Below are 20,787 nucleotides of genomic sequence, written 5' to 3' on the forward strand. Positions count from 1 at the left end.
TCAAAACAGTACTGCTCTGACCGTAACATGCAAAATGCCCTTGTCACTTGCAGTGGGACTGTGACATTTTTGCTTCTTTTATGACAACCCGTTTCGGAAAGGCAGCTCCTATATTGGGGTAGTGGTTCCGAAACGGGTTGTTTTGGCGTGTATTGGAAGCCCTCGACCTTATTGCGGCATAAAATCCATATCGTTAAAAAACGGACGGCTGGCGGGATACTTCCATATTTTTACCGTACCGCGCTTTACGCCGTATCGGTATGATGCTGTGTATCCGGTGTCCTTGTTTGACATGAATAATATCAGGAGATATTCTGATTACCGTTGAAGAAAACTTCTTCCCCTGCCACGGTGCCTGTCATGCAAAGAGTTGCGTTATCGGGCACGCCTGCATCTCGCCCGACGACGCCCAGAAAAAATTTCCGGCCAGCCACGTTCTTACGGCAGTTTGATTCATGGCAACGAGCCACCTGTCCCGCAGCGGTCTTTGTATCAAAATTTATAAAAGGGTCAGTATGATCGCCTATGTACATGGTTTCAACTCCAGCCCTGCCAGCAATACTTTTGGTTTGCTGCGGCGCGTTTTTCCCAATGCCCATGCGCTGAGGTATCCGTCCAGCGGGCTTTTTCCCGAAAACCTTGCACACTTGCAGGGGCAGGTAGCGGCCTTGCGCGCGGAAGAGGCAGGACCGCTGGTTCTCGTAGGATCTTCGCTTGGCGGTTTTTATGCTTCCCAGCTTTCGGCGTTGCTTGCCTGTAATTGCGCGCTCTTCAACCCTGTGGTGCGGCCCGCTCAAGCCCTGCGGCAGTTTGTGGGACCCAATACCTGCTTTCATGGCGGGCAGCGCTGGGAATTCACTGATGAGATGTGTGACAGCTATGCTATTTTTTCCGATGCGCGCAAAGCTTTCGTGGAGCGTCTGGTGGTGCTTGGTCGTGCCGATACCCTGCTGGATCCGGCAGAAGCACGCGCGTACTGGAAAAACCATGCCCGCATCCATGAGACTGACGATGGCCACAGTCTGGCTGCCCTTGATGGAATCATCACAGAAACATTAGCCGCCTGGCAGCAGTAAATAGACAGTGTCCTGTGGTTTCGCATACCCTTGGAGATAACACACTATGTTTCAAAAATATTTTGTATCCGGCCTTGCCCTTTTCGGCCTGCTTTTATGTACTGCCGCCGTGGCTCTGGCCGGGCCTGCCTATCGGGTTGCGCGAACCAGCCTGCCTGAAGAAGACAACTGGCGGCAGGCAGAAGGGCTGTCCATAAGCTTTGACGTGGATGTGGAGCGCTGCAAAAAACAGTACGGCGCGGACTGGTCGCGCCAGTGCTCCGGCCCGCCCGCCGGGCAGCCCGGAACACTGGTGGAAGGGGTACGCATGACCCCGGAAACGCCGGGTGAATGGCGCTGGCAGCATGGGTCGAGCATGACCTTTACACCTGAAAAACATCTGCGCCCGGAGACCACCTACACAATCTCCCTTGAAAAGGTATCCCTGCCATCGCGTTTTTCGGTCAACCGTCAGCTAACATACACTACGCAACCCCAGGCCGCGCGAATCGGCAAGGAAACGTTCTGGACAGATCCTTCTGCAAAGGGGGCTCACGCCATTTCCGTGCCTGTGTATTTTATATGGCCGGTCAATCCGCAAAATACGGAAAAAGACATCAGCCTTCGGGCCAGTAATACCAAAAGTGGCTTGTCTTTCGGTGCGCCGCGGTTCATCTGGAATGAAAGACGTACTGAAGTGGTGGTTTCCGCCCCGGTCATGTCCCTGCCGGGGGACAACGCCGCTGCTGTGCTGCGTGTGCAGGGACTGCCCGGCTTTATTGAAAAAGACGGCAAGCGTATTGTCCGGCTCGCCGGAAAAGCCGGTGCGGGAAATGTGGAAGCGCTGTTTGCAGTGGTCGGTCGCGACCGCATCATGAATATTCAGGATGTGACCGTGAAAACCGCGTACGGTCAGAGTCTGGAAAAAGAATTTCATCTGGTTGTGAAAACCAGCCTGCGTGTCCTGCCTTCAGAACTGCTGCGTCACCTTGAGGTGGTCCAGTTACCCGAAAAAATCACCCCGGAGGCTGGGCAGGAAGCCGACTGGACAAAAATGCCCGCCATCAGCACCAACGACATCAAGCGGGGCGAAAAACTGCAACTGCAGCTTCTCCAGCCAGCAGATGAAGCCTCGGATACCATTACGCTGCGCATACCGGCAGGTGCGGGACGCGGGCTGCTGGCATCTATAAAAAGTGGACTTGTGTCCACAGGGGGGCTGTCGCTCACGGAGGCGCGCCGCTTCATACTCACCGCGCCTCCTTTGGGCGCTGAACTGGCGTTTCTGCAACCCGGCAACATACTCACACTCAGCGGCGACAAAAAACTTGATATTTATGCCGTAGGCCTGACCGGCATAGAGTGGCGGGCTGAACGGGTGCGCGATCCTTTTCTGGCTCTTTTGGCAAAAGATTCCGGATTTGAAGAAAATGCATCGGACTTTACTGTTATGAGCGATGCTGTTCAGGGCCATCTGGACATGCGCGGTTTGGGCGGCACGAAGATGCCGGGAGAAGCCTTTTTTGGCGTTCTGGATCTGGCGCCTCTTTTGCGCGGCCAGAATGGTCCGAAACACGGCCTTATGCGTATGACTGTTACGGGGCACAAGGCAGACAGACAAGTGGCCGAAGTTTCGCGCCTGTTGCTTGTTACTGATATGGGGCTGAGTGTAAAAACTGCTTCTGACGGCACCCGTGCGGTATTTGTGCAAAACCTGGGTACCGGCAAACCTGCGGCCAATATCGAAGTACGCCTTTTGGGGGCTAATGGACTGCCTGTATGCAGCGCGTTTACCAACACACAGGGCAGGGCGGATCTGCCGTCCGTCGTGGGGCTTGAGCGTGAAAAACGGCCTGTGGCTGTTGTAGCGCTGGCTGCTGTTCCCGGTGGGCAGGATATGGCCTGGCTTTCTCTTGACGACAACGCCCGTAATGTGGACTACAGCAACTTTTCCGTGTCCGGACGCCACGCCGCGGGTAATGGCCTGAGTGCTTCTGTCTTCAGCCAGCGCGGCCTGTATCTACCCGGAGAAAAATTGCATTTCGGCTGCATCGTGCGCCGGTTCGACTGGCAGCCACTGCCGCAGGACCTGCCTCTGGAGGCGGTGCTTGTCAGCCCCACCGGTGCCGAAGTCATGCGCCGTCCGTTCACATTGGGGGCTGAAGGCTTGCAGCACTTCACCTGGAAGAGCACCGAAGACGCCGCCGTGGGCCAGTATCGCCTGGACATCCGCCTGGCTTCGGGCAAGCCCGGTTCCGGCGCAAGCGGTCCTGTGCTCGGCGGAACATCCACACGTGTCGAAGAATTCCAGCCCGACACACTGGCCCTGTCCACTTCTTTTGAGCCGGTCGCTCCCAAGGGATGGATCCGCACGGGCATGGGGGCTTCGCCTGCCGTGGCCGTCGCCAGGCTGGACAACCTTTATGGCGAACCGGCGGCCGATCATCGTATCCAAACGGCCTTTCATGCCCGCAAGGGAATGCTGCGTTTTCCGGGATACGAAGATTATGCTTTTTATGACGCTTCGCCTTCCGGCGCGCAGGATCAGTACATGGATCTGCCCGATGCCTTTACCAGCAGCAAGGGCATTGCCCGTTTGCCTCTTCCTCTCGACAGGCTTCAGGGAAATACTTTTTACGGAACCCTGATGATCGACGGTTTTGAACCTGAAGGGGGCAGGGCGGTGACCCGCCAGTTGTCGGCCCTGTTTTCGCCTCTGGAGGTGGCTCTTGGCTATAAAGGAGAAGAGCAGGCCAACAATCTGGAATATGTGCCGCAAAATTCCCGCGCCTCGTTGCGCCTTGTGGCGGTCAACAATGACCTTGCGCCGGTTGCTCTGCGTGATGCCGAGATTGTTTTTTCGGCCCGGCGCTACGTCAACAGCCTGGTTACTGACGCCCGGGGCGAATACCATTATGACGCCACCCCCGTGGATACGGAAATAACACAACAGACTGTGAACCTGAGTCCGCAGGGTTTGTCCTGGCCCATGCCCACGTCCGAGGCCGGCGATTTTCTTGTGACCGTGCGCCAGGCAAACGGCAACATACTGGCGCTTATTCCGTATTCTGTGGCAGGCAACAGGCTGGCGGATCCGTCCGGACTCTCCACTGCGTCGCTGGCAAAAGGCAACCTGCGGCTCAAACTTGAAAAAGAGCATTATCAGCCCGGCGAAACCATAAAAATGAGCCTTTCCACGCCCTACTCAGGAACCGGACTCATTACCATTGAAAGGGAAAATGTACTGGCTCATGCGTGGTTTACGGCACAAGCCGGAGAAAGCGTACAGGAGATACAGATTCCCGAACAGTTTGAGGGGCGCGGTTATGTCAACGTGTCCTTTGTCCGCTCTCTGGATTCAGAGGCTGTGTATATGAATCCCCATACGTATGGGGTGGCGCCGTTTACCGTCGGCATGAATCGGCGTGATATGGGTTTGAAAATCACTGCCCCCGAGCGGGTGTTGCCCGGCGAAAAGGCAACAGTGCGCCTGACATCGCGCGTGCCCGGCAAAGCTGTGCTTTTTGCGGTTGATGAGGGCGTGTTGCAGATCACCGGCTTTGCCACGCCGGATCCGTTGCGTGAACTGCTCGGAGACCGCGCTCTTGATGTTTCCACCATGCAGGCTCTTGACCTTCTTATGCCTGATCATGCAAGACTGCAGGGGCGTATTCCCGGTTTCGGCGGGGATATGGCCGGTGCGGGGGGGCGTTTTCTCAATCCGTTCAAAAGGCGTGGCGAACCCCCTTTTGCTTTCTGGCAGGAGGTAAGCGCGGTCAGCGCTGAGGGAACAGAGATCAGCTTTGATGTACCGGCGTATGTGAGTGGCCGCATTCGGATTATGGCTGTCGGCAGTACTCCGGTCCACGATGGACGGTCCACTGCGGGAAGCGCCCGTGCGGATATGGAGGTACGGGGTACGCTTATCCTGAAGCCGCTTCTGCCTCTGGCCGTGGCGCCAGGCGATGAGTTTGACGCCGCGCTGGTCATAGCCAATACGGTAGAAGGCAGCGGCAAGGATGCCAGGGTGTCCGTAACTATGGATTGCGGACCGGAGCTGGTTTTTTTGAGCGGGCAGAAGCCGCAGCCGGTTGCTGTCAATGAAAATGGCGAGGCAGTCTTGCGCTTTCGTATGCGGGCGCAGGACGTGCTGGGTTCCGCCGATGTTCGCTTTACCGCTACGTTGGCAGGAAAAGAAAAAGCGGGCAGCAGTATGCGCAGGCAGAGCCTGTCTGTGCGTCCGCCCGCGCCACGGATTCGTACGGAGAAGGTCGTTGCTCTTGATGGCGATATGGACATACCTGTAAACCGTGATCTTTATCCTTACGAGGCCCGGGGGCAGGCCACTGTATCGGCGCTGCCCGTTCTTGGCTTGCGCGCATTGCTGGCGCGTCTGGATACCTATCCTTACGGTTGCACCGAACAGCTTATCAGCCGGGCCATGCCGTATGTGGCCCTGCTTGCCGTGCCGGAATTGCGCAAACAGGCGCTCAGCAGCCCGCGTACTTCTCCAGAAATACTTGCCAAGCGCGGCAATGCCGTTATCAGCGCCGCACTGGATACTATACGCAGCAACTTCAGCTATTATGAGGGGATAAGCCTCTGGCCCGGGTCCCCGACCAATGATTTTGTTACCGCCTATGCCGGGGATTTTCTGCTCACCTTGCGGGAAAGCGGCGTTGTCGTACCTGAAGGATTGACAAGAAATATTCTTGATTCGCTCGAGAACACGGTACGGCGTTCTCCGGTAGATGCAAACGACGGGCGCATCAAAGTCTATGGGGCATGGGTTCTGTTACGTGACGGGCGCATCATGACGCAGGAAGTGGAGCGGCTGGAGCAGTGGTTCAGGGAAAATACCGATGGCTGGGAAAGTGATCTGGTGGCCGTGCTGCTGGCCGATTGCTACGACATGCTGCGTTTGAAGCGCCGCGCAGAGCAACTGATGCCTTCGGCGTTCATTGCGGCAACAGGCGACTCCATGCTGGGGCAGGGCGCAGCGGCGGCCTTGCATGCGGCTGTAGTCTTGCGGCATTTTCCTGAAAAGCGCCAGCAGGTGAATACGGATGCTCTGTTGGATGAAGCTTTTAACACTGCTGCAACCACAGTGGACATGGGGCTTATTTCTCGTGCGCTGGTCATGCTGGCGGGACAGGATGCGCCCGCTCCCGAAGGGATCTCCCTGGCTTGCACAAGCTATGCCCAGGGATTTTCCGCACTGGAACCACAAGACAGCGTGGGGTCATCTGTCCTCACGCTTGATGCTCCGGGCTGCCTCAATTATCGGGCAAGCGTGCCAAAGGGCGACAAGGGCTGGAATCTGCATGTGGCGGCCGAAGGCTTTGAACGCAAGCCGCTCACCCCCGCCTCCAGCGGCCTTGAGTTGCAGCGGCGCTACGTCAACAGCAGGGGAGAAAATGTCACCAGTGCCAGACTTGGCGAAGTGCTCACTGTGGAGTTGAGTCTGCGCTCGCCTGCCGAGTTCACCAATGTAGTCGTGGTGGACTTGTTGCCGGGCGGATTTGAACCTGTACTGGAAAAATCTGAATCCACGGAGCCACAGGAAGGACTCATCCGTCACGAGCGGCGTGAGGACAGAGGAATCTTTTTTGTAAATACAGGTCCGCAGGCACGTACTTTTACCTATAAGGTCAGGGCCGCCACCCGCGGTCGTTTTGTGCTGCCCTCGGCCACGGCTGAGGCCATGTACGAGCCTGCTACCAATGCCCGCCTGGGCGGTGGGCATGTGAATATCGAATAAACCTCAATCGGCTGCATGTTTGAAAATTGTTTCCTGCCCGGCGCGGATGTTTTGGAACCGCGCCGGGCAGGGGGCATAAATGCAGGTGGCCTTTTTTGACATCTCCCCAATCTGTACCCTCTGTGCTCCCTCCGATCAGAAATGAGGAGGACCATGCGCCCGGAGAATCATTTTCCGGAGAGCACGGGCGTATAAAAACCTGCTTCATAAAAAGTGTACCGCGGCCAGGACCATGCAGAAAAAAGAAATTAAAAGCAGAGCCGCAATGGTTTCAACTTCCTTCGGGGACCAGAGAACATCCGCCAGGCCAACAGGTTCGGGAGCATCCGGCATGAGTCGGGGCGGGCACAGTTTGTGGCGGCTATTCCGTCCGGCACGCTGGTATTTTGCCTCGCTGATTGCCGTTCTGGGGGCGGCTTTGCTCTGGCTGCACCATGCCCCGTGCAAATACCCCCTGGATGGCATCGGCTTTTCGCGCGTGGTCTATGATGGTAAAGGTGGCCTCATGCGCCTGAGTCTTTCCAAAGATCAAAAATATCGTATACGTACGCGCTTGTCAGATATTCCGCCCGCTGCCGTGGATTCGGTTTTGCGTTATGAAGACCGTTATTACTGGCAGCATCCGGGGGTCAATGTCCTGGCTCTTGCCCGCGCCGGATTTGGTCTGTTGGCAGGCCGACGCATTATGGGCGGATCCACCATCACCATGCAGGTAGCGCGGCTGACACATGGGCTGGAAACGGGAAAAATTGGCGCAAAGCTGTGGCAGATCGCTCTGGCCTTGCAACTGGAATGGCATTTCAGCAAGGAAGAGATACTTGAAGCCTACTTCAATCTTGCGCCTTACGGGGGTAATGTTGAAGGTCTTGGGGCTGCGGCAATGGTGTATTTTCACAAGATTCCGGAGCAGCTGACCCCCGGAGAAAGCACTGCCCTTATGCTGGTGCCGCAGAATCCTGTGCGGCGGCGGCCTGCCGGGGATAATACACATTTCATGGACGCGTTCAGCCGCCTTGAGGCTGTCTGGCATGGCCGTCAAGAACATGCGCCCTTGCGCGTATACGGACCCGAAAATTTGCCCTTTACAGCCCCCCATTTGAGCACCGAGCTTTTGCAGCAGGATGGCAGTGACACTCTGCACACCACGCTGGACCCGGCAAGTCAGCGCCGTCTTGAGCGCCAGCTACGTTTGTTTACCGCAAGACGGCATGATTACGGCCTTGTTAACGGGGCGGCGATGCTGCTTCATTGGCCCAGTATGGAAGTGCGGGCCCTTGCCGGTTCTGCAGATTTTTTCAATGCTGCCATTATGGGGCAGGTAGACGGAACCAGGGCGCGGCGTTCGCCCGGCTCTACACTCAAGCCTTTTATCTATGCCTTGGCTCTGGATCAGGGGCTTATCCACCCCTTGACCTTGTTGGCCGATACGCCACGCAGTTTTTCTGGTTATGATCCTGAAAATTACGACGGCAGTTTTCGAGGGCCTGTCAGCGCGAGTGAAGCGTTGAGGGCCAGCCGCAATGTGCCTGCCATTGCCCTGGCTGCCCGCTTGAGACAGCCTGGTTTTTATGAGTTTTTGAGCAGGGCCGGTGTGAATTTCGCATCCGGCGAAGAGCATTATGGCTTGAGTCTGGTGCTTGGCGGGGCAGAGGTAAGCATGCGTGAGCTTGCCGGACTTTACGCCATGCTTGCCAATAAGGGGGTTTGGCGTCCATTGCACATGCTGCAGGGCGACAGGCGCACGGCGATTGCTCTGCCCCTGCTGTCGCCGGAAGCGTCGTATGTTGCCCTCGCCATGCTGGAGGACGGGAATCCGGATCGCCTTGTCCGTTCGCAGGGGGGGACAGTGTTGCCCTTGCGCCTTAAAACTGGCACCTCGAACGGTTTTCGGGATGCGTGGGCCGCAGGTATTGTCGGGCCGTATGTTCTTGTGGTTTGGCTCGGCAATTTTGATAACAAGCCCAATCCGCTGCTTGTGGGCGGCATCAGCGCCGTGCCGTTGTTTACGCAGATAGCCCGTGACATCGCAATGGCCGAACCGTTGCAGGACTATCAGGCGGAGCCTGCGCACGGGCTTAATCTGGAGCGTGTGGAGGTTTGCGCGGCAACCGGAGACCTGGACACATCTCTGTGCGAAGATACGGTTAAAACGTGGTTTATACCGGGAGTATCGCCGCTGGCTTCTTCCGGTGTATTCCGTCCCATACTCATAGACAGGCAAACGGGGCTGCGGGCCTGCATGCCACAGGCAGACCGTACGGAGGTGCGTATATGGGAATTCTGGCCCACGGATATGGCGCAGATGTTTGCAAGAGCCGGAATGCCCAAGCCCGAACCGCCGCCTTTTGCCCTCGAATGCGGGCGTGAAAACATGATTACGGGCGAAGCGCCACGTATAGTGCTGCCCAAGGATGGTCTGACCTACAAACTGAGCCTGAGCAGTCCGGGCCATGAAAACATGGTTTTTATGGCTCACGCCGATGCCGGTGTGAAAACCCTGCACTGGTTTGTCAACGGCCGTTATCTGGGCAAGGGAGTGCCGGGCGAGGTCTTTTTATGGCGAGCCGTACCCGGTGACATTGAGCTTCGTGTAGTGGATGATGCGGGTCGCGCCGGGAAAAAGCGCGTGCGTGTCCACGCTGTCCCCTAGCGGCTGCTGCGAGATTTTTTATTTTGTGACAGCTCCAGAAGCGTTTTCAAAGCGCCTTTTCCGCCGGGTATCGAGATTCGCCTCAAGGAACTGGCGCTCTTTTGTGCGGATCTGCCTGGAGCGGCCTTTTGGTGGTCCAGTCATGCAGCGCGTGCCCTGCCCATGCCGTACTGAAACTTTCATTGGTCCACAGGGATTCACCTGTATGGGACGAAAACCTGTGCGCCAGAATTATATATGTGCAGGAGGATTTTCGGACGCAGACCGACAGCCTGTGCACACGGCTCACGGTAAAATTTTTTAATGGGTGGAAGATTTTTTGGGACGGCGGACAAAGTAGCCGATGATGCCAAAAACGCAGGCCGGCACTACCCAGCTCAGCCCTGAGGAATCAAAGGGAAGGTGCCGTGTGATATCCAGGGGCAAACCCCATTCTTCCAGCACGGTCACCCCGCTGGCCAGTAGCGCTCCGGCCGTGGCAAAACGGAATATATTGTCATTGTCTATATGACGGTCAAAAAGGGAAAGAATAATGACTGCAAGTGTTCCCGGGTATAAAAAAGTCAGAATGGGCGCGGCAAAAGCAATGATGTTGTCGAGGCCGAAGTTGGAAACAACCATGCTGAAAAGGCCGGTTCCCACCACGATGCTTTTATAACTGAGCCGCCCCTTGCTGAAGCGTGAGATGAAGGTTCCCGTGGTTCCGATGAGGGCCACAGAGGTGGCCATGCAGGCGACTGTTACAATAATTGCCAGCAATATGGTGCTTGCGCTGCCGAAAAGCCGGCCCACCAGGTGGGTGACCAGGGCGCCTTTTTCCGTTTCTACTGGATAGTAGGTGGATCCTGTTGCCCCAAGATAGCAAAGCCCGCAATAGATGACGAAGAGCAGAGCGCCTGCCACGAGGCTTGCTATGCCCACAGACAGCGCCTTTTGTCTGCCGCTTTCGTACCCTTTGGCCTTCAGGGCGTTTACGATAATAAGTCCAAAAACCAGAGCCGCCATAACGTCCAGCGTCTGATAACCTGAAAGTATGCTGTGCCACGCCACGTTATCATCGCGAACAACGTCGCTTACCGGCCCGATGGGCATAACAAAAGCCGCGGCCACGATAAGCAGGAAGCCCCCGATTTTTATGGGCGAAAGGTAGCGGGCAATTACATCTACCATGTTGGACTCCCGAAAGGCCAACAGGGTGGATATGCCGAAGAAAACTATGGAATAAAGTATCTTGGCCGCGCTGACGCCCTTGGAGGAATAACCCAGCGGCGCGAAGGAGATGGCAAATGCCGTGGCTCCCGTGCGGGGAATGGCAAGCAGGGGGCCTATGCAGAGAATTATGGCGCACATCATAAGCATGGCTGCTGTACGCCCCAGCCTGTGCATGATGCCTTCTTCATTATCAATGCACGAAGAGGCAAGCATGGCGTAGATGGCAAGTAAGGCCAGGCCGACATCAGCCATATAGTAACAGATAAAGCCTAAAAACCATTCCGGACCTGCAGTAAGGCCGATGTAGGGTGGAAAAACGACGTTTCCTGCGCCAAACAGCATGGAAAATAACGCTGCACCAACAATAAAAGAATCGCGTACCAAAGAAGATCTCATCAAAAATGCTCGCAGGATCGTGCGTTATTGAAAAATATCGCCGCTGTGCAACAGAAATAGCATAAATGAATCCGGACTGGCCGCAGCCAGTTTCGGTGGCGGCCCGCCAGAGATAGCAGAAGTCGGTAGATCTCGCCAGCCTCAATGCCCAGCTAACGTACTTTTTAATAAAAAAGCCGGGTTTCCCCGGCCTATCAGAAGCGGTATGCTGGTCATGCATTGGGCGCCGGCCAGAACGTGGAAGCTTTGCGTCCTTCCCGGTCCAGTGCCCAACCAATAAACCAGCCCATAAGCGAAAAGGCTATACCCACAAAGAAAGGGGGGATGAGGGCTGCCTGCATTCCCAGCACAGGAGTGGGGGATACGCCTTTGTTGGCCAGCAGATACCAGAGCAGACATGAAGCAAAACCAAGGCCGCAGCTCAGCCATGCGGCTATGGGGCTGCGTTTGCCGAAACGGACAAGGGCTACATAGCTTGTAAGAACCGTAGCGCCGACGATGCTCCAACTGGTAGTGCACAGCAGGGCGATAAGCTGCCCCTTGATCTGGGCGCTGCCACCGGAAATCAATACGCAGAATACAATGCCGATGAACCATGAAAAACGTGTGGCGGGACGGCCGGGCAAGTCTTCGGCAATGGCTGATACGGCAATGTGAAAAAGGGCTGTTGCTGTGGACAGGGAGGCCGAAACAATCGCCAGCACGAAAAGCTGAAGCCCCACATCGGGCATAAGCATTTTGACAAGGTGCGGCACTACGTCATCTGCCGAGGCAACATCTGGCAGGATAAGGCGTGACAATGCCGCTACAAAATACGTTCCGCCCACAAGAACAGTAAGTACCAGCATGGCCAGAGGGGTGATGCGGTTTATCTGGCGGGGCGAGTTGAGCGCGAAGTGCCGTTGCATCATCTGCGGTTGCGCCCATACCGCCACGGAAGTAACCATGACCAGTGATATGATGAACCAGCCCTGTTCGCCGGAAGAAAGGGCAAGAAACCCTGCATTTGCCATGGGGGTCGGCGGCAACTGCGCCAGCTGTGCCATGCCCTCAATGGGGCCGCCAACCTTGCTGAGTACGGCTCCTATAAGCAGCACAATCCCCACCAGCATGACAATGCCCTGCATGGCTTCAGTGTAGAGAACGCCGCGCAGTCCACCTATAAAAACCACCACCCCTACGACCACGGCTGCTATCCAGATCAGCGCCCAGACAGGCACAGGCAATATCTGGGCCAGCATAAGGGCTGCGCCCTTGATGACTGCAGAAGCATACACGCCAAGGAATACGGCAAAAATCAGGGCAAGCGCCTTGCCCAGCAACGGGCTTTTGTGTCCTTTGGCAATAAGCTGTGTCGGCGTACGGGCCTGAAGATTGCGCTGGCAAACCCTGGTCGGCCATGCCAGATAGCGGTACACGAGCCATGTGCCGAGCCATACGTTGCCTGCGGCCACCAGGAGCATCTGCATGCCGTACATATACGAAAGTCCGCCGAAGCCCACCAGGGCCACGGCGGAAATATATGTCGCCACGTAGGCAAGTGCCTGAATGACGAAACCTACGCGCCCTGTTGCCATGGCGTCGTGTCCGCGCCCTTTTCGCGCCAGCCAGATGAAGACGGCTATGTAACCAAGCCATATGAGAGCGTCGCCAAACATGGCTTATCCTCTTTGGACCTGGCGTACCAGGGTAACAAGCGCCAGAACAAAGGAACCGGCGAGTAGTGTCATGGCAATACGCACGGCGGCGTCCGTCAACAGTAGGGTCGAAACAAGATCCATTGGCCCTCCGGCAATAAAAGGCGCAGATAAAAAAAGCCGCCGACCCCTATGGTCGGCGGCTGTGGTACCTTGTAAGCAATTTTGCCAAATATCCGCGTATCCTGGGGTCAGTTGCTGACTCCGGTAAAATAATATCGAAAATAGCAGATGGCGGTTGTTAGCTTCATACGTTTTGCTTATCTGTTCTTTACTTTGCTGTCAACAGAGCAGGCCGCAGGGCTGCGCAAAAATGCCTCAGGCCTTTATGGAACGGGCTACAAAATCCAGTACATCTTTGTACAATGTCGGCGCGGCATACGGAGTGAGAACCCGTGTGCGGTTGGCGCCTACCATAAGTGAAATAATCACCTGAGCTGTGGACTTGCTGTCCACCGTAACCAGGCTGCCGTCTTCGATGCCGCGGGAAATGACTTTTTCCAGCTCCTGATGCACCTGTGAAAACATGGAATCCATAGTGTCACGGTCTGTCTTGGTTTTCATGTCGCTGTACGGCGAACATCGTACAAGCACCAGCCAGTTGGAATCCTTGTCAATGGAAAAATCAAGATATGCCTTGCAAAAACGCATGACGCCGTCAAAGCCTGAATCGGCATCGGCAGTGGCCTGACGCAGCTTTTGCAGAAAATGCTCCAGCACATCAAGGCCGGATGCCAGAAAAAGCTTTTCCTTGTTGCCGTAATGGTGGGTCAGCAGGCCTAGCGCGACCCCTGCCCTGTCGGAAATCTTTTTGAAAGTGGTTTCTACATAGCCACACTCGCCAAACAGATCCTTGGCCGCCTGGAGCAACGCTTCTTTTTTGCTTTTATTCATCATGATCTTCGCAGGAACAGGTTGGATAGTCCTTTGATTACTTACTTATAGTTAAATGTATTATCTGTAAAAACATGTAAAGTCAATACTGCAGTGCCTTGTGATCCGCCATGTGTATGAAAAATCAGCTGCGTTTGCTTCTCCTGAACGCATTTTGTGCGTAATCGCCCAGTTGTTCAAGTCTTTTGTCTACGAGGTCATACAGGCTGCCGCGTGAAAAACCACCATTTTTCAGTCTGCGACCTGCGGCAAGGCCGGTAAGTAACAGCAGGGCCTCTTCAATGCGACGCACTGCGTAAATGCTGAACTGTTTGTTTTCCACTGCCCGGAGAACATCGGGTGAGAGCATGAGGTGGTCTACATTATCGTAGGGAATGATGACTCCCTGGGTGCCGGTCAGACCGTGTCTGGCACAGACTTTATAAAAGCCCTCCACCTTGCGTGTGACGCCGCCCACAGCCATGATCTGGCCCGCATGGCTGACTGCACCCGTAAAAGCCAGATCAAGCCGTACGGGAACATCGGCCAGAGCCGAAAGCAGGGCCACCAGTTCCGCGCCCGAGGCGGAATCGCCTTCAATTCCCGCATAGCTCTGCTCAAAATACAGAGAGCCGGAAAGAACAAGAGGTTTTTTGCGGGCAAAAAGGTCGGTGAGGTAGCTTTTTATGATCATCATGGCCTTGGTGTGAATGGGCCCGCCAAGCTCCGCCTCACGCTCAAGGTCGATAATACCTTCGTGTCCCACGCCTACAGTACATGAAATGCAGTGAGGCAGGCCGAACTCAAAGTTTCCATGCCAGGTTACTGAAAGGCCGTTGACCTGGCCCACGGCTGTGCCGGACGTGCGCACCTTGATGAGCTCGCGGTCGTATTCTTCCATGAAAACTTCTTCCACAAGATTGGCTCGATAAATGCGCGCGGCATGGGTTTCTTCCATGACGGGCGCGCTGACAGCAGCGGCCCCCTTTATGCGCGCCAGAGCAGAGGCCTCTATCATCAATTCGCGCAACAGGGGAAACTTGAGCGAAAGGCGGCGTTGATCTTCGCAAAGGTGTGACCCCAGATCCACGAGCCATGCCAGGGCCGTGCGATCAAAGGGGGGAAGCTCGCAACCCCGTATGATGTGCGCGATATGGCCGAGATAATGACGGATGTTTGCCGCATTACGCTCTGTTTCATCCGCCATGTGCGCCTTGATGCGAAAAAGCTTTGGAAAGCGGTCGTCATTGACGAGCAGCCCTTCATACAGTTCTTCGCCGCCCACGAGCACAACCTTGAGGTCAAGGGGCAGAGGGTCGGGGCTGAGCCCCTTGGTCCGGATGGCGGTGTCCGGTGCTTCGCCGGTATCTTCAATGCGCGCCTGATCAGAGCGCAGGGCACGTAAGAGTCCTTCCCAGGCTGTGGGATGCTGCAAAAGGTCTTCGACGTGCAGTACCAGAAAGCCGCCATTGGCCTTGTGCAGGCTCCCTGCACGGATCAGGGTGAAGTCCGTGACAAGCGCGCCCATTTCTGATTCGCGTTCAATACAGCCCAGAAGGTTCACGGCCGTGGGATGGTCATCGACCACAATGGGAGCGCCTTCCTGCTTGCTGTTATCCACCAGCACGTTTACGGCATAGCGATACAGGACCATGTCTGCGCTGGGGCCGCCGTGCGAATCTCCGGTAAGGGAGGGCGGTACGCCGTCCCTGTGCAGAAACGCCTCGGTATTTTTCAGCATGTCTTCGCGCATGGCCGTAAAGTAGGCGGCCAGCTCATTACCAGGGCATGCCTTGAGCAGGCGCTGTTCAAGTGGGGTAAACAGGGCATCGAGCACTTGTCCCATGGCTTCGCGCTCAAGGCCGCGCTCGTCATCCTGAAAGCTTTCTTCAGCCTTGTTCAGCTGGCGCATAAGGCCGGCCATGGACTGCACCAGGTTGTCGCCGCGGCTTTTCAGCTTGAGGCGGATGGTGCTGTCCAGGTTGTCAAACTCTTCTTCATTGAGCCTTTTACCCTCGACAAGGGGGTAGAGCGTAAGCCCCCCGTTTTCATCCATATCCAGGTTGAAGCCCTTGTCCACAGCTACCGAGTTCATTTTGCGCAGCAGGCCCATGCGGGCTGTCTGGAATTTGTCCACGAGCTTGGCCCGGCGCTTCAGGTACGTGCTGGCCTCAAACCTGCGGGGCAGCTCCTTGACGACGGCATCCACCATCTCCACCATGTGTTGCCTGAATTTTTTCCCCAGGCCCGCAGGCAGGGAAAAAAGCAGGGGGTGGTCCGGATCCTGAAAGTTATGCACGTAGACAAGGTCCGGCGGGGTGGGAGCTTTACGGGCCTGCGGGCGCAAATAGTCAAGAAGCATACGGGTGCGGCCCAGATCAGCCTCGCCGGAAAGGTAGATATGATAGCCGCGGGCCTTGATCTGCAGGGCAAGGTCCAGCGCCTGCATGGCACGGGGCTGGAAGGGATTTTTGCGCCCGTTGCGCAGCGGAGGGATGGCATGGCTGTCATCCCAGGGGATGCGGGCTGGGTCCATGGCAGCATGCAGTCTGGATTCGGGCAGGGGAGAGATTTTGGACATATCTATGTAGTATACCTATGACTGTCGATAAAGTTTTTCGAGAATGCCTTTGCCGCCCTGCTCAAGAATTTCCCCGGCAAGTTCAAGGCCCCACCGGCGCGCCTGAGAGGTGTGCCCGTCCTTGCTGCAACGCAAAATGCGGCTGCCGTCAACTTCGGCCACCAGACCTTCGAGGCGGAGGGTGTCATCGTCCAGCAGGCGGGCGTGGCCGGCAATGGGAACCTGGCAGCCGCCTTCAAGCCCGGCCAGAAATCCGCGTTCGGCCTCAACGCATACACGGGTAGCGCTGTCTTCCATCTCGGCCAGCAGGGTGAAAAGTTCATAATCGTTTTCGCGGCACTCAATGCCCAGCGCTCCCTGGCCCACTGCGGGCAAAAAAGTATGTGGGTCAAGAGCGTGCATGTGCGGCGCGGAAAGCCCCAGCCGGTTCAGGCCCGCAGAGGCAAGGATGATGGCGTCATACATGCCTTCCTGCAGTTTGCGCAGGCGCGTATCCACATTGCCGCGCAGGCTTTCAATGCGAAGGTCCGGCCGCTGGGCCAGCAACTGGGACTGACGGCGCAGGCTGCTCGTCCCCACGCAGGCGTTGGGGGGCAGGGCCGCTACAGAATCATATTTGTGCGAAAGCAGACAGTCTGTAGGATCTTCACGCGGAGGTACGCAGCCGAGAATCAGCCCTTCAGGCAGTTCCATGGGTACGTCTTTCATGCTGTGAACGGCCAGGTCCGCCTCGCCGTTGAGCAGGGCTTCTTCAATTTCCTTAACAAAGAGTCCCTTGCCGCCGACCTTTGCCAGTGGAACATCAAGAATGATGTCCCCCTTTGTTTTTATGACATTAAGGCGGATCTCGAGACCGGGCCTGATGGCCTGGAGGCAGCTTTTGACGTGTTCGGCCTGCCAAAGGGCCAGACGGCTGCCGCGTGTAGCAATGGTAAGGGTATTACGCATGATGGTACCGCCTAATGACCGCAGCTCGCGCAGTTGCCGCCGGAGCACCCGGCGCAGCCGCCTCCGCCGCCGGACGTGGGCGCGTAGTCGCCAGGGTGAGAGCCGCCGTGGCGGGCGCAGCAGGACATGAGCTTATGGGTTGCGTGAGAGCCGCAATGCGGGCAGGCCGGAGAAGTATCGTCAAAAACCAGTTCTTCGAAATCCCGGCTGCATTTTTCGCAACTGTACTCATAGATGGGCATGATCAATCCTCGTTTACGGTGTCTGCGTGCAAATAGGGCGCAAGTGCCGCCACATTTTCAAAAAGGTAATAATCAGTCAGCTGGCACAGTAAATGTCCGGCAGTAATGTGAATTTCCTGTATAAGGGGAGTGCTCGGATTTGCCACGTCCACGAGCATGTGGCAGAGCGCGGCCATACGGCCTCCGCCCCTGCCCGTAAAGCCCAGCGTAAGCATGCCTATCCGGCGGGCAGCCTCAAGGGCGGCCAGCACATTGGGGCTGTTGCCGGAGGTGGATATGCCTACAAGAATGTCTCCCTTGCGGCCCAGTGCCTCCACCTGGCGTGAAAATACCTGGCTGAAGTCCATATCATTGGCAATGGCGGTAAGGGCCGAGGTGTCGGTGGTAAGGGCCAGAGCCGGCAGGGCAGGCCTGTCCACAAGAAAGCGGTTCACAAACTCCGCCGCAAGGTGCTGTGCATCTGCTGCGCTGCCGCCATTGCCGCAGAGCAGGATTTTTCCGCCCCGAGCAAGACAGGCTGCAATGCGCAGGGCTGTTTCCCGCAACATTGGCGCTTGTTCCGCAAAAAAAGTTTCCCTCAGCCGGGCGCCGTCACGCGCATGGGCGGTTATGATGTCAAGAGCGCTGTCGTTCATGGCTGTTGCGGCCTTGTTATGTGATTTTGGCTAGGAAGTTTCTGTTCATATGTCAAAGCGCCGGCCCTGACAAGTAAGGCCGGCGGGCTTGCGGTAAGAGCCTTGATAACGTAAATTGTCACCTTATGCAAAATCAACTCAAGCGCCACATTCTACTGGTCTGCAAGGCCCGCCACGAACGCGCCGCCCAACTGGGTGAAGAAATTCGCGCGTGGCTTGAAGAGCGTGGTCACAAAGCACATCTTGTAGAGGCCGGGCTGGACTCTTCCCTTTACACGGATGCCCTTGACTTTGTTGTGGTGCTTGGCGGTGACGGCACCATGCTCGGGGTCGCCCGGCGCCTTGTGGGCAGTGATGTGCCGGTGCTGGGTATCAACTTCGGGCGTGTCGGTTTTCTTACAGATGCCCAGCCGGAAAACTGGCGCGAAAAGCTTGCCGAATGTCTGGATGGACACGAGCCGGTTCGCTCCTGTATGGCACTTAGCTGGTCGCTTGTACGCGACGGCGAAGAAATTCAGGGCGGGGCGGCGGTTAATGACGTGGTTGTCAGCCGGGGTTCCCTGTCCAGGCTGGTCTGCCTTGATATATGGGTTGACGGGCAACGCATGGGGTCGTTGCGCAGCGACGGCATCATATTGTGTACGCCTGTGGGCAGTTCGGGCTACAGCGTATCCGCTGGCGGCCCGCTTCTTTATCCTGCTATGGATGCCATCGGCTTCACGCCTGTGTGTCCTTTTTTGAATACTATTTCCCCCATGGTATTTCCCGGATCGACAGACATAGAACTTCAGATCTTGCGCGGCTCTACGGACTGCTATCTTACGGTGGACGGGCAGGAAGGGCATAAACTGAAAAAAGACGACCTTGTGCGTATTTCCGGCCTGCCTGCGGCAGTGCGTTTTATGGGAGAAGGCACATGCTTTTTTGAGCGCCTGCGCAGCCGAGGTTTTGTCTTGCAGGGATCTGTGGGGAACTGTACGGGGGAAATGCTGTGAACAAGGCTCTTGCGCCTGCAAAGGTGTGCGATATCCGTCTGGGACAAAATGTTCGTTTTGATGCATGGCTGTACAGCATGCTCATGGATAACAATCTTGCGTACCGCATGAATCCCGATATTATCGCAAGCCCGGAGCAGATGGCTTTTATGGTGCACATGGATCAGGATCAGGTGTACTTGCCCTGTTCGGACGCCACTTTTTCAATGCTCTGCGCCGGAACCCCTTCAGCCGAACTGCGCAATCAGTATAACCGCTCGTGGCGCATTATCGCGCGGCTGGTACGCTCGTTTGTTCCCGACAAGGCGCAGCAGCGGCGCATTTTGCAGTTTTGCCGTTACCGTTTTTCACAGTATATCGCGCAACATACCCTGATTCCGTCACGCCTGGTCAAGCGGATGACCAGCCTTGTGCTTGCCCAGGGGCATATGACAGACGACCCGTGGGAAGAGCGCCGTCGCGAATCAACCGGCAGCCAGCAGGAAATGCTGGCATTGCCCGAAATTCACGAGAATCTTGAAGCCATGCCGGGCGGATCGATGCCCAAAGGAATATCCATCGCCCGCCGCAGTATGGATTATGTGGAGATGGCGCGGCTGCTCTGCCTTTCGGCCATGTCCCGTGACTGGCTTGAAAAAAAACCTTCTGGCGGGGAAGTGCGCAGGGCTATGGAAGAAGCCCAGACAGACTGTGAAAGCCTGCGCCTGTATTTTGAGGCCAATGCCGGACGTTCGGGTACAGTGCTGTTTTTATGCGATGCTGACGGCGGCGTGCTGTTCGACCTTGTTATGGCACAAAGCCTTATCCGCATGGGGCACAGGGTCATTTTCGCGGTGAAGTCCGGGTTTTATTTTTTTGCGCCTACGCTTGATGATGTGGAAACAGATCCTTCGCTCAGGCCCTGGCTGCGTGGCGGCATAGTGTTGCGGCAAAACAAGCTGAGCAAAAACGAGCTGCTGCGGCATCTGCGTGAGCATCGGCTTGTGGTAATCGGCGATGGTACACGCGAAAGGCTTAACCTGTATCGTGTGTCGGTCACGTTTTCACGAGCCTGGAAAGAGGCGGATCTGGTCCTCGGCAAGGGCTGGCGCGCGGCGGATGTGCTGCTGGGCACCAGTCAGGAGTTTACACGCGATATTGTCTGTTACTGGCGTGACAGCAACGGCTTTCATATCAAATTGCGCAAGCACGCCCGGGGGGCGCGCAAATTCAGCGAAGACGCCATTGCGGCCCAGGCAGAAACCATCATCGCGGGCATGCGCGAAGCCAAGAGCCACGGGCGAACCATCATGTTCTACAGTTGCGTTATCGGTAGCATACCCGGTGAAACGTCAACGGCCATCAGCCTTGTGCATGCTTTTGTAGACAATCTGCGTAAAAAAATGGATAATATTCTGATTATCAACCCCGCCGAGCATTTTATCGAAGGTATGGACGGGGATGACCTCATGTATATGTGGGAACGCGTGCAACGCAGCGGCCTCATAGATGTGTGGCGTTTTCAGACAGTTGAAGATATTGAGGAAAGCTTTGCCCTGTTGGGGCGAAAGGTGCCTCCGCAATGGTCTGGAAAAGATTCTACCTATTCGACGGGCTGCACTAAAGAAATGCGCATCGCACTTGATGTACAGAGCAAAAACCGTGAAATGCAGCTCATTGGGCCTGAACCCAGACTTTTCTTCCGCCGGGGAGAATACGGGGTGGGCAAGTATTTTGACGCGAGCATTCCTCATCAGAGCTGA

12 protein-coding genes are annotated in these 20,787 nt (G+C 56.2%); 5 read left to right on the forward strand and 7 right to left on the reverse strand.

What is annotated here, in order from left to right:
• Window positions 1-515: 515 nt before the first annotated feature.
• The 3 genes from ACZ495_RS04305 (at window position 516) to pbpC (ending at window position 9,466) form a co-directional block, all read left to right on the forward strand.
• Entirely contained in the window at window positions 516-1,076 is a 561-nt protein-coding gene (locus tag ACZ495_RS04305) for a YqiA/YcfP family alpha/beta fold hydrolase (protein WP_012624922.1), read from the forward strand.
• A 46-nt stretch (window positions 1,077-1,122) separates the two neighbouring features.
• Window positions 1,123-6,816 carry an alpha-2-macroglobulin family protein gene (locus ACZ495_RS04310; protein WP_464262684.1) on the forward strand — a complete coding sequence of 1,898 codons (5,694 nt, stop codon included), beginning with the start codon at window positions 1,123-1,125 and terminating at the stop codon, window positions 6,814-6,816.
• Between the two features lie 331 nt (window positions 6,817-7,147).
• Entirely contained in the window at window positions 7,148-9,466 is a 2,319-nt protein-coding gene (gene pbpC, locus ACZ495_RS04315; RefSeq protein ID WP_464262685.1) for a penicillin-binding protein 1C, read from the forward strand.
• Between the two features lie 300 nt (window positions 9,467-9,766).
• Here the strand turns inward: pbpC and brnQ are convergent, their stop codons facing one another.
• The 7 genes from brnQ to ACZ495_RS04350 form a co-directional block, all read right to left on the reverse strand.
• Complete coding sequence (brnQ, locus tag ACZ495_RS04320) at window positions 9,767-11,074, reverse strand: branched-chain amino acid transport system II carrier protein (RefSeq protein WP_012624919.1); 1,308 nt, start codon at window positions 11,072-11,074, stop codon at window positions 9,767-9,769.
• Window positions 11,075-11,286: 212 nt separating this feature from the next.
• Window positions 11,287-12,732 carry a sodium:solute symporter family protein gene (locus tag ACZ495_RS04325; RefSeq protein WP_012624918.1) on the reverse strand — a complete coding sequence of 482 codons (1,446 nt, stop codon included), beginning with the start codon at window positions 12,730-12,732 and terminating at the stop codon, window positions 11,287-11,289.
• Between the two features lie 357 nt (window positions 12,733-13,089).
• Window positions 13,090-13,665, reverse strand: coding sequence for a TetR/AcrR family transcriptional regulator (locus ACZ495_RS04330; RefSeq protein WP_041724083.1), 576 nt, complete (start codon window positions 13,663-13,665; stop codon window positions 13,090-13,092).
• A gap of 124 nt (window positions 13,666-13,789) precedes the next feature.
• Window positions 13,790-16,225: a Lon protease family protein gene (locus ACZ495_RS04335; protein WP_464262686.1), complete on the reverse strand. Its 2,436-nt coding sequence runs from the start codon at window positions 16,223-16,225 to the stop codon at window positions 13,790-13,792.
• 15 nt (window positions 16,226-16,240) lie between these two features.
• A complete protein-coding gene (gene hemC, locus ACZ495_RS04340) occupies window positions 16,241-17,173 on the reverse strand; it encodes a hydroxymethylbilane synthase (protein WP_296985388.1) in 933 nt (310 codons plus the stop codon).
• Between the two features lie 11 nt (window positions 17,174-17,184).
• A complete protein-coding gene (locus tag ACZ495_RS04345; protein ID WP_012624913.1) occupies window positions 17,185-17,415 on the reverse strand; it encodes an FmdB family zinc ribbon protein in 231 nt (76 codons plus the stop codon).
• A gap of 2 nt (window positions 17,416-17,417) precedes the next feature.
• The gene (locus ACZ495_RS04350; protein ID WP_072311980.1) at window positions 17,418-18,050 is read right to left on the reverse strand and encodes a D-sedoheptulose 7-phosphate isomerase; all 633 of its coding nucleotides are present in this window, start codon (window positions 18,048-18,050) and stop codon (window positions 17,418-17,420) included.
• 125 nt (window positions 18,051-18,175) lie between these two features.
• On the opposite strand from ACZ495_RS04350, the gene ACZ495_RS04355 reads away from it, so the two are divergent.
• Together ACZ495_RS04355 and ACZ495_RS04360 are read left to right on the forward strand one after the other, a co-directional pair.
• Complete coding sequence (locus ACZ495_RS04355; protein ID WP_012624911.1) at window positions 18,176-19,045, forward strand: NAD(+)/NADH kinase; 870 nt, start codon at window positions 18,176-18,178, stop codon at window positions 19,043-19,045.
• A complete protein-coding gene (locus ACZ495_RS04360; RefSeq protein ID WP_012624910.1) occupies window positions 19,042-20,787 on the forward strand; it encodes an ARMT1-like domain-containing protein in 1,746 nt (581 codons plus the stop codon). The genes ACZ495_RS04355 and ACZ495_RS04360 overlap by 4 nt, the downstream gene beginning before the upstream one ends.

Source organism: Desulfovibrio sp. GTC20076 (assembly GCF_055385905.1).